The sequence below is a fragment of the Streptomyces sp. NPDC001536 genome (assembly GCF_042894505.1).
In the GTDB taxonomy this organism is placed as follows: Bacteria; Actinomycetota; Actinomycetes; order Streptomycetales; family Streptomycetaceae; genus Streptomyces.
On the sequence record NZ_JBIAVQ010000024.1, the window covers coordinates 106,372 to 116,425 of the forward strand.

At 68.7% G+C, this 10,054-nt stretch carries 9 protein-coding genes; 8 read left to right on the plus strand and 1 reads right to left on the minus strand.

Features of this window, described 5'->3' with window-relative positions; all coding sequences use genetic code 11:
* The 6 genes from ACFY0U_RS42505 to ACFY0U_RS42530 all read left to right on the plus strand — a co-directional run bounded on the left by ACFY0U_RS42505 (position 1) and on the right by ACFY0U_RS42530 (position 5,663).
* Positions 1-858 carry a MaoC/PaaZ C-terminal domain-containing protein gene (locus ACFY0U_RS42505; protein ID WP_388645459.1) on the plus strand — a complete coding sequence of 286 codons (858 nt, stop codon included), beginning with the start codon at positions 1-3 and terminating at the stop codon, positions 856-858.
* Positions 859-958: 100 nt separating this feature from the next.
* On the plus strand, positions 959-1,597 hold the full coding sequence (locus tag ACFY0U_RS42510; RefSeq protein ID WP_388645460.1) for a TetR/AcrR family transcriptional regulator: 639 nt from the start codon (positions 959-961) through the stop codon (positions 1,595-1,597).
* 167 nt (positions 1,598-1,764) lie between these two features.
* Positions 1,765-2,874: an NAD(P)-dependent alcohol dehydrogenase gene (locus tag ACFY0U_RS42515; RefSeq protein WP_388645462.1), complete on the plus strand. Its 1,110-nt coding sequence runs from the start codon at positions 1,765-1,767 to the stop codon at positions 2,872-2,874.
* Between the two features lie 12 nt (positions 2,875-2,886).
* Positions 2,887-3,891, plus strand: a complete 1,005-nt coding sequence (locus ACFY0U_RS42520) for an NAD(P)/FAD-dependent oxidoreductase (RefSeq protein ID WP_388645463.1) — start codon at positions 2,887-2,889, stop codon at positions 3,889-3,891.
* Positions 3,888-4,226 (plus strand): ferredoxin, encoded by a 339-nt coding sequence (gene fdxA / locus ACFY0U_RS42525; protein ID WP_351413409.1) that lies wholly within the window; start codon positions 3,888-3,890, stop codon positions 4,224-4,226. The genes ACFY0U_RS42520 and fdxA overlap by 4 nt, the downstream gene beginning before the upstream one ends.
* A 24-nt stretch (positions 4,227-4,250) precedes the next feature.
* The gene (locus ACFY0U_RS42530; RefSeq protein ID WP_388645464.1) at positions 4,251-5,663 is read left to right on the plus strand and encodes an aldehyde dehydrogenase family protein; all 1,413 of its coding nucleotides are present in this window, start codon (positions 4,251-4,253) and stop codon (positions 5,661-5,663) included.
* Between the two features lie 480 nt (positions 5,664-6,143).
* On the opposite strand, the gene ACFY0U_RS42535 is transcribed toward ACFY0U_RS42530, so the two are convergent.
* Positions 6,144-7,115, minus strand: a complete 972-nt coding sequence (locus ACFY0U_RS42535) for an Lrp/AsnC family transcriptional regulator (protein ID WP_388645466.1) — start codon at positions 7,113-7,115, stop codon at positions 6,144-6,146.
* 177 nt (positions 7,116-7,292) lie between these two features.
* Here ACFY0U_RS42535 and ACFY0U_RS42540 point away from each other — a divergent pair, with 177 nt between their 5' ends.
* Together ACFY0U_RS42540 and ACFY0U_RS42545 are read left to right on the plus strand one after the other, a co-directional pair.
* On the plus strand, positions 7,293-8,612 hold the full coding sequence (locus tag ACFY0U_RS42540; RefSeq protein ID WP_351413415.1) for an MFS transporter: 1,320 nt from the start codon (positions 7,293-7,295) through the stop codon (positions 8,610-8,612).
* 166 nt (positions 8,613-8,778) lie between these two features.
* The gene (locus tag ACFY0U_RS42545) at positions 8,779-9,732 is read left to right on the plus strand and encodes a dihydrodipicolinate synthase family protein (protein ID WP_388645468.1); all 954 of its coding nucleotides are present in this window, start codon (positions 8,779-8,781) and stop codon (positions 9,730-9,732) included.
* Positions 9,733-10,054 lie beyond the last annotated feature (322 nt).

Consider the following 10,054-nt stretch of genomic DNA (forward strand, 5'->3'; position numbering starts at 1 on the left):
ATGCCGATCAACGACCGGATCGTCGGCCGCGAGCTGCGTGCGGTACAGGGAAGCTGGACCGGCCGGGACACCCGCCTCTACGCCCTGGCCGTGGGCGCGGGAGGGGACGATCCCGCGCGAGAACTGCAGTTCACGACGGAGAACACCGCCGGAGTCACCCAGCGGGTACTGCCGACCTTCGGCGTCATCGAAGGCTGCCGGGTCGGCGTCGGCGGCCCCATCGAGACGCTCGACGGCGTGGACCTCGCCCGGATGCTGCACGGCACCCAGCAGGTCGAGCAGCACCGGGAGCTGCCGGCGTCGGCGGAGGTGACCACATCGGGCCGAGTCACCGCGGTCTGGGACAAGGGCAAGGCCGCCGTGGTCGAAACGGAGGCGGTCACCGCCGACGCGGTGACCGGCGAGGCCTACGTCACCTGCCGCCAGTCCCTGTTCTTCCGTGGCTACGGCGGCTGGGGCGGCGAGCGGGGACCGAGCGGTGGCAGCGCCCCACCCGAGGCCAAGCCGGACCGCACTCTGGAGGCCACCACGCGCCTGGACCAGGCACTGCTGTACCGGCTGACCGGTGATACCAATCCGCTGCATTCCGATCCGGTCTACGCCAGTGCGGCGGGATTCTCCCGGCCGATCCTGCACGGCTTGTGTTCGTACGGGATCGTCGGGAGGCTGCTGCTGAACGAGCTGGCCGACGGTGACCCGGCTGCCTTCCGCAGTCTCCGTGGCCGGTTCTCCGCGCCGACCTACCCCGGCGACGAACTCGTCGTCTCCGTGTGGGGTGAGGGCACCGAGCATCCGTTTGTCGTCGACAACCAACGAGGGGAGCGGATTCTGTCGGACGGCCTGTTCGTCACCGGCTGACCCCCCGGGGCGGGAACCGTGCGGGAGTAGAATGCCGTGGATCGGTTCGGCCAGGTGGTGGCAGTCGATCACCACACTGTGAAGGAGGACAGGCGTCGCCGTGAGCCCAGCATCGACTTCTCGCGCGTCCGACGGGCTCGCCGACCAGATCGGGGAGCGGAAGGGCGAATGGCGCCGGTCGGCCGGGACGAGGAAGGCCGTGCTCGACGCCGCTCGTCGGCTCTTCAACGAGAAGGGCTACGACGACACGAACATCAACGACATCGTCACCGCGTCCGGGGTCAGCGTCGGCAGCATCTACCACCAGTTCGGCGGCAAGAAAGAGGTCTTTCGCGCGCTCGCCGACGCGTCGCTCGCCCGGCACCGGGAGGTGTCCGAGCGGGCGACCAAGAAGGCGGTCGGCGCGGGTGAGACGGATCCGCTGCGCATCTACGTCGAAGGCGCCAAGGCCTACCTCCTGGACACCTGGAAGCAGCGCGACATCGACCGCGTTTCCATTCTCCTCGAGGGACCTGCCCCTGAGGTCACCGTCTCGCGCGAGCAGCGGGCACGCTACCTGCGTGGCTCGCTCGGCATCACCATCGGCGAGCCACCCATGCCCGACGCGACTGGATACGCCCTGTACGGGCTGCTGACCGGGGCCGCGACGCAGCTGATGACCATCGAGGACCGTCGCACCGCCAACGCGGTCATCAACTACTTCGCCGACCTCATCCTCAAGATGGGCGACGCCGACTAGCCGCCGTTTTGTGGCCGTCGGGGGCCGACGGCGTCAGAGCACGAATCCACTTCTTCGCAGCATCGGCACTGGCCACGCGCCGTGCTGCCCCAGATCCAACCCTTCCCCAATAGAGCAACATTCTAGTATTGTGTTCTATGGCTCGTTAGACTCGTTGGGAGACAAAGGTGTCTGCTCACATTGACGTGCCTTCGCACGTCGAAGCCGCGGTAGTCCGCGACCCGGACGACAGGTTCACGCTGGAGAAGCTCGAACTGTCCTCACTCGGTCCACTCGACGTGCTGGTGAAGATCGCCGGCGCCGGTATGTGCCACACCGATCTGGCGGTCCGCGGGCCCGCCGGCCGGCCGCTGCGTCCGATCGTGCTGGGACACGAGGGTTCCGGTGTGGTGGCCGCGGTCGGCTCACAGGTCACCAAGGCAGCTGTCGGAGACCCGGTCGTCCTCAGCTACGACAGCTGCGGTGGCTGCGGCAACTGCCGAAGCGGCAGGCCCTACTTCTGCGCTACCTGGATGGACCGGAACACCGGCCCCGGCCTGTCCCGTGAGCACGCCACACTGGCTGACGCCGAGGGCCGGCCGGTCAACAACACCTTCTTCGGGCAGTCGTCCTTCGCGGAGTACTCCGTGGCGAGCCAGAACAACGTCGTCAAGGTCAGCCCGGAACTGCCGCTGGAGATTCTGGGACCGCTGGGCTGCGGGCTCCAGACCGGCGCCGGGGCAATCGTCAACGTCCTCCAGGTACGCCCGGGGCAGTCGGTCGTGGTCTTCGGCGCAGGCGCGGTCGGGCTCGCCGCGGTGATGGCCGCCCGGATCTGCGGGGCCTCCGCGGTGGTCGCGGTGGACGTGGTCGAGGGGCGCCGGCAGCTGGCTCTGGACGTCGGCGCGACGCACGCCCTCGACGGTGCCGCTCCCGAGCTGCTCGATCAGCTCCAGCGGATCACGTCCGGTGCGGACTGCGCCTTCGACACCACCGGCAGAGCAGCGGTGATCGCCACCGCTGTCGACGCGCTGGCGCAAGGCGGCACATGCGCCCTGGCCGCCCCGGGAGAGGAACTGCGACTCCCCGCCCAGCAGATCGTCTTCGGGCGCCGACTGGTCGGGGTGCTGGAGGGCGACGCCGTCCCTGACGTCTTCATCCCTCAGATGATCGACTGGTGGCAGTCCGGCGTGTTCCCCTTCGACAAGCTGATCGAACGCTTCCCCTTGCGGGAGATCAACGAAGCCGCCGAAGCCTCCACCAGCGGGCGAGTCGTCAAGCCCCTACTCATTCCCTAGCCCAGGTGCACCGTGACAGTGATCGAGCGTGACCTACTCATCGTCGGCGCGGGGCCGGTCGGCCTGTTCGCCGCGTACTACGCCGGTTTCCGCGGGCTCAGCGTCGCGATCGTCGACTCCCTGCCCGAGCCGGGCGGACAGGTCACCGCCCTCTACCCGGAGAAGCCGATCTACGACATCGCCGGCTTCCCGTCCGTCCGAGGACGGACACTCATCAAGAACCTCGTCGAACAAGCCGCCCGCTTCGACCCGACGTACGTGCTGGCCGAACGCGCGACGGAACTGGCCCACCGGGCCGACGGCACCCTCCGCGTGAGCACGGACGCCGGCACCACGTTCCACACCCGCGCGGCCATCATCACCGCCGGCATAGGGACGTTCACGCCTCGCCCGCTCCCGGCCGGACAGCACCTCGTCGGCCGCGGCGTCTCCTACTTCGTACCCGACCTCGAACAACACCGGGACCAGCGCGTCGTCGTGGTCGGGGGAGGGGACAGCGCCTGCGACTGGGCCCTCGCCCTCGAACCGATCGCGCGCACCGTGACCCTCGTCCATCGGCGCGCGACCTTTCGAGCCCACGCGCACACCGTCAGCCAACTGGCCCGCTCGACGGTCGACGTCATCCCCGAGGCCCAGGTCACGCAGGTGCACGGGGACAGCCGCGTCGAGAGGGTCACGATCACCGGCCCCGGCTCCACACCGACCGAGAGGGACACGGACGCCGTGGTCGCCGCCCTGGGCTTCACGGCCAACCTCGGGCCACTGCGCACCTGGGGACTCGAGCTGAGCGACAACCGCTACATACGCGTCCAGGACACCATGCGGACCAACCTGCCGGGCCTGTTCGCGGCCGGTGACATCACCGACTACGGCGGCAAGGTACGCCTGCTCGCCGTCGGCTTCGGCGAGGCGGCGACCGCGGTCAACCACGCGGCGGTCCACGTCAACCCGGAGGAAACCGTCTTCCCGGGACACTCCACCGACATACCGGACGGTTCGGCCAAGGAGACCACATGACCTATGTGATCGGTCCCGCATGCATCGACGTCATGGACAAGGCCTGCACCGAGGAGTGTCCCGTCGACTGCATCTACGAAGGCGAGCGAAAGCTCTACATCAACCCGGCGGAGTGCATCGACTGCGGCGCCTGCAAGCCGGTCTGCCCCGAGGAAGCCATCGACCTGGACCGGCTCCTCACCGGCGACCAACGCGCCTTCACCGCCGACAACGCCCGGTTCTTCAACGAGCCGCTACCGGGTCGCGAGACGGCCGTCGGAACGCCGGGAGGCGCCATCGCCATCGGCCCGATCGGCGTCGACACGGAGCTGGTGGCCGACTACGGACCTCGCTGACCGACCTACGAACAGGGGCAGACCGTGACCGACTCAGTTATGACCATCAACGGCGAGGCCGTCACCGGTGACGGCACCTTCGATGTCATCGATCCCGCCACCGGCGCTCCCATGGGAGCAGCGCCTCAGTGCTCGCCGGCTCAGCTCGACCTCGCCATGCAGGCCGCCCAACGCGCCCAGGTGCCCTGGTCGGCGGACCACGAGTCGCGACGCAAGGCCCTGCACGAGGCCGCCGAACTCATGCGGCGCTCCGCACAGGACCTCGGCCCGCTGCTGACCAGGGAGCAGGGCGCGCCGGTCGCGGGGTCCGTCGGATCGATCATGATCTCCGCCAACTGGCTCGACTACTACGCGGACCTGGAACTGCCCGAGAAGACGGTGCGGACACTCCCGGACCGGACGATCGAGGTGTCGCGCCGCCCGGTCGGTGTGGCCGCGGCGCTCACCCCGTGGAACGCCCCGATCCTGCTCGCGGCGTGGAAGATCGCACCGGCGCTGGCCGCAGGCGCCACCATGGTCCTCAAGCCGTCCCCGTACACGCCCCTCACCACGCTGGCGCTGGGCCAGGTACTCGCCGCCGCGCTGCCTCCGGGTGTACTCAACGTCGTCAGCGGCCTTGAGCCTCTGGGCCAACAGCTCGTGTCACACCCGATTCCCCGCAAGATCTCCTTCACCGGTTCGATCCCGACCGGCAAGGCCGTCGCCGTCGCCGCTGCCCAGGACCTCAAGCGCGTCACGCTCGAACTCGGCGGCAATGACGCGGCCATCGTTCTCGACGACGCCGACATCGACCGCGTCGCCGAGCCGCTGTTCATGTCCGCCTTCGCCAACTCGGGCCAGATCTGTGAAGCGACCAAACGCGTCTACGTTCCCGAGCGCCTGTACGGTCGGCTCCTCGACGCACTGGCCGATCTGGCTCGCTCCACGCCTGTCGGCTCCGGTCTCGACCCCGATGTCAGGTTGGGGCCGTTGACGACCGACTTCCAACGCGACTACGTCGAGGAACTGGTTGAGGACGCGAAAGCCGCGGGTGCGGCCATCGCGGCCGGCGGGCGCCGCCTTCCTGGTGACGGGTACTTCTTCGAGCCGACCGTCATCGGCGACGTCCAGGACGGTACCCGGATCGTCGACGAGGAGCAGTTCGGACCCGCTTTGCCCGTCATCGCCTACAAGGACCTCGACGAGGCGATCGAGCGTGCCAATGCCACGATGTACGGCTTGGCCGGCTCGGTCTGGTCACCTGACGTCGACAGGGCCCGCACCGTCGCGGCTCGTCTCGTGACCGGCCGCGTAAAGATCAACTCGGGTGGCCTGCCGTCCCCGGAAGCGCCGTTCGGCGGTGTCAAATGGAGCGGCGTCGGCGTGGAGAACGGTCCGTGGGGCCTGGAGGAGTACACCGATCTGCACGTCACGGAAGTCGGTGCCGGCCCGCAGTGAGCCAAGCGAAGAAGCAGGTGCTTGCCGCGGTGGGCAAGCAGACGGGCCTCCACCGGCTGCCGCAGCCGCGCCCGGCCACTCCACCTCCGCACGGCCTGGATCTCGCGCAGGGCCTCCGAGGAGAGATTTTGTCGAGCAGGCTGGCGGCGGACGTGCCGACGATCTCGTCCAGCGGGTAGCCCAGCACATGGACTTCCGTCTGCCCCGCGCCGCACCGCGCGCGTGCGGGATTCCCCGTACCGCCATCGCCATGCCCCGCCCGAACGGCACCTCGGTACGACGTCTGCCTGCGGCAACCGGGCGGTCCCCATCCTGCCCACTGTGCGGTGTCTCGTCGAAAGCCGGACTGCCGCAGGTTCGAGCTGGTGGCCAGTTGTCCGTGCCCCGGAGCCACCCGCGAGAAGGCCGCTGACCGACCACGAGCACCTGCTGCCTACCGTCGCGCCGCCGGCCCACCACACCGCAGGTCACCCTGTGACCTCAGTCGGAAGCAGCGCGGGCCGATCGGAGGTCTGCGGCCAGGACGCCGCTGCGTTTGAGCGCGGTGATCACGAGCGTGGTGTCGACGGCTCTCGCTCGGGCCAGGGCCGGGGAGCGCGTGACGAACTCGTGCAGGGCTTGCCTGCTGGGCAGGATGATGTCGGCGATCACCTGGTATTCACCCATGATGGCCGCGGCGTACCGCACGCTGGAGTGGGACAGGAGCGCGTCACCGATCGCGTCGACGTCGCCCGGCGACGCCTTGATCCACATCACGGCTTCGACCGGCAGGCCGAGCTGCTGCGGCTCGACGACGGCCCGGATGGTCAGAGTGCCTGCCCGCCGCAGCGCCTCCACCCGGCGCCGGGCTGTGGCTTCCGACACTCCCACGGTCCGGCCCAGCCGGTCGTAGGACATGCGCCCGTCCGTTGCCAGGGCCCGCACGATGGCGCGGTCGTCGCTGCTCAACGGTGTGGCGGGGTCGTCGGGTGACTGCGGGGGCGGCTGGAATTCCCGTAGGGCGGCGACCTCCTCGGCGGAGATCAGGTCGGGCTGCCACTGGAACCCGGTGCGGAAGTACTTCATGACGGGCAGCGTCGACATGGCCACCAGGCCCGGTGTCCCGGGCAGGTCGTCGTAGAGCAGGGCGGGCAGCGCGCCGGGTGCGGTGCGGATCTCGGTCACGCAGTCCACGGGGCCGGTGAGGGTGTAGGCGAAGGTGGTGTCCGGCCTGCGGGCCAGGGCCGAGGCGGTGATCTTCAGGGTCTGCGGCGTGCTGTGCACGCTGATGATCGAGGCCGCGCCGGGTGTGTGCCATCCGGCGACCACGACAACTCCCGATTCCAGCAGGAGCGTTCCGCGGCGGCTGACCGTGCGCTCCGCCTCGCCGAGCACCTCGGCGATGCGGCGCCATGACGCACGCCCCTCGACCTGTAGGGCACCGACGATACGGCGGTCCAGATCCTCTAGCATCGGCCAATCATATGGCCAGATCCGTCACCTTCAAGGCATCCATTGCCTGATTCCTGCTGAGCGCTGGACTCTGTGTGCCACCCACCCGTCCCCTCAATGGGTGCGACTCAAGAGAGACGCCATGTGCAGCAGAACCACCATGTCGGCGCCTTGCCGCTTCGATCTTCGGAGGACCTCATGACGACGACCGAGGCGAGTACGGCGACATCCTCCAAGCCCACGCGGATCACCCGCATGCAACGGCGGGTCCTGGCCGGCGGCAGCGTCGGCCAGTTCGTCGAGTTCTACGACTTCACGCTCTACGGCCTGTCGGCCGTCACGCTCTCCCAGCTGTTCTTCCCCCGTGACAGTGCCCTCGCCGGCCTGCTCGTCACTTTCGCCACCTTCGGTGTCGCGTTCGCGGTGCGGCCACTCGGCGGGCTGTTCTTCGGTGCCCTGGGTGACAGGATCGGCCGCCGCAAGGTCCTGTACTTCACCCTCCTGTCCATCGGCATCGCCACCGCGGCGATCGGAGCGCTTCCCACGTACGCTTCCATCGGCGCGCTCGCTCCCACCCTCCTGGTGCTGTGCCGACTCGTGCAGGGCTTCTCCGCCGGCGGTGAGTCCGTGGGCGCACCCACCTTCGTGTTCGAGCACGCCCCGGTGCACCGCCGCGGCTACTGGCTGAACATCACCCTCGCCGCCACCGCCCTGCCCTCCGTCGTCGCCGGCACCCTGATCCTGGTCCTCAGCAAGTCGATGAGCGACGAGGCGTTCATGGCGTGGGGGTGGCGCATCCCGTTCCTGCTCGCCCTCCCGGCGGCGTTCTTCGGCCTGTGGATCCGCCTGCGCACCGAGGAGAGCGAGGTCTTCCAGCGGATCAAGGCCGAGACGGCGGGCCGCAAGCGCACCCCGATCCGCCAGGCGTTCCGCCAGAACAAGGTGCGGATGCTTCAGGTCGTCTTCGTGCTCGGCCTGACCGCCATGGGGTTCTACTCGCTGGCCGGCTACTTCGTCACCTACGTCCAGACCGCGGGCGGTCTCAGCCGGGAACAGTCGCTGCTGCTCAACGCGGCGGCCATGACCGCCTACACGGTGCTGCTGCCCATCGGCGGCGTGATCGGCGACAGGGTCGGCCGCAAGCCGATGCTGATCGCCGGCTCGGCCGCGCTGGCCGTGCTCTCCATCCCGTGCTTCATGCTGGTCACCAGCGGATCCTTCCTGCTGGCCGGGCTGGGGCAGCTGCTCTTCGTCGTCCCGCTGTGCGTCTACGGCGGCGGCTGCTACGCGTTCTTCGTGGAGATCTTCGACACGGAGACCCGCTTCACCTCGGCCGCCATCAGCTACAACACCGCCTACGCGGCCTTCGGCGGAACAGCCCCGCTGGTCGGAACCGCCCTCGTGGGCGCCACGGGAGTCGCCGCGTCTCCCGGCTACTACCTGGCAGGGGCCGCCGTCGTCGTGCTCCTGCTGGTGACGCTGACCCGGCTCCCGGAGACCCGCGGCCGGAACGCCTGACCACACCGAATCCCCTGGGCCCCGCCAGCCGAGGCCCGGGGAGTTCGGCACTCATCCGATCTGACCTTTCCCTCGCGGACACCAGTCGTACGGCTGACCGCTCTACCCAGGGCACGGGTGCGTCCGCGGTGTCCGCGAAACCCATCATGCGAAGGAGCGACCGAGCGTGAAGTGCAGCTCAAGGACCGGCATCGAACTCTGGGGGGCTCTGCCGACTCCCTTTCTCCCGTCCGGGGAAGTCGATGAATTGGGCCTGCGACGCAATGTGCACCACTGCATCGACGCGGGGCTCGACGGCGTCTACTGCAACGGTCTGATGGGTGAGGGCTGGGCCCTCAGCCACGACGAGCGCAAGGGCATCGTCGAAGTCATCGTCGACGAGGCCGCCGACCGCCTCCTGGTCACCCCCGTCACCTCGGCGCCCACGCTCGACGAAGCCATCGCCCTCAGCGCCCACGCCCAGCGGGTCGGCGCCGCCTACTCCGTGCTGGAGGTTCCCGCAGCCGCCGATTCGGACCAGGATGTGCTCGATCACTTCGACGCGGTCTTCGCAGCGGTCGACATGCCGTTCGTGATCTTCAACCCGGGTAAATCCGGCACACGCGAAAGCACGCTGTCCCTGAAGGCGTTCGCCGCACTGTGCGAGCGACCGAACGTGAAAATCCTCAAGACAACGGCGGATCCCCACTCCAACAACCAGCTGCGCGATGTCGCGAAGGGAACCGGCGTCCGCGTTTCGGATCCCCTGGAGGAACACTTCTTCGAGAACCTGCTCGAACACGGCCAGGCACTGCTCTACTGCGACCCGGAAGGCTACCTGTACCAGTCAGCACACCACCGGCCGATCGAGGAGTACATACGCCTCTGCGGCGAGGGCCGCGTTCAGGAGGCGAAGGAGGTCTTCGACTCGCTGTCGGCCGTCCGGCAGGTCTACCGGAAGTGGATCATCGGACCGCTGGAGAACGGACACATGCCGAACGCGGCGCTGAAGAAGTGGTGTGAGCTGGTCGGCATGGCCGGCGGATCCGTCAGGCATCCGCTGAAGGCGCTCACCGCCGCCGAGTCCGCCGAGCTGGAGCACGATCTAAAGCAGGCGCTGGGGACCCGCCGTCCGGACTGACCCAGCGCCCCCGACACCTGCCAGTCTCCCTTCCACTCCGCTGCCCCCACATTCGAGTACCTCGATGCGACCTCACGCGACTCGGCAGGTCATGTCCCGTGAGGTGGCGTAGTCACGGCAGCTGTTTCGATTCCGGTTGTGGGGTGATCTGCGGCTCGCGCTCGGCTGGCTTGGTGGCTGAGAGGCCGGCCATGGAGGCTTCGGAGAGGTAGCGGCGGTCGAAGACCTACTGACTTCCTCGGGTTGTTGTCGGCTGCTGGATGAGGGGCAGTCTGGTGCCTGCCAGGCAGCCGTCGATGAGGTCGGGCTGGAGCTGGATATG

Excerpts from the sequence above, each read along its gene's own strand:
- ACFY0U_RS42505 (WP_388645459.1), top strand. The coding sequence starts at position 1 with ATGCCGATCAACGACCGGATCGTCGGCCGCGAGCTGCGTGCGGTACAG.
- fdxA (WP_351413409.1), top strand. The coding sequence starts at position 3,888 with ATGACCTATGTGATCGGTCCCGCATGCATCGACGTCATGGACAAGGCC.
- ACFY0U_RS42535 (WP_388645466.1), bottom strand. The coding sequence starts at position 7,115 with ATGCTAGAGGATCTGGACCGCCGTATCGTCGGTGCCCTACAGGTCGAG.
- ACFY0U_RS42540 (WP_351413415.1), top strand. The coding sequence starts at position 7,293 with ATGACGACGACCGAGGCGAGTACGGCGACATCCTCCAAGCCCACGCGG.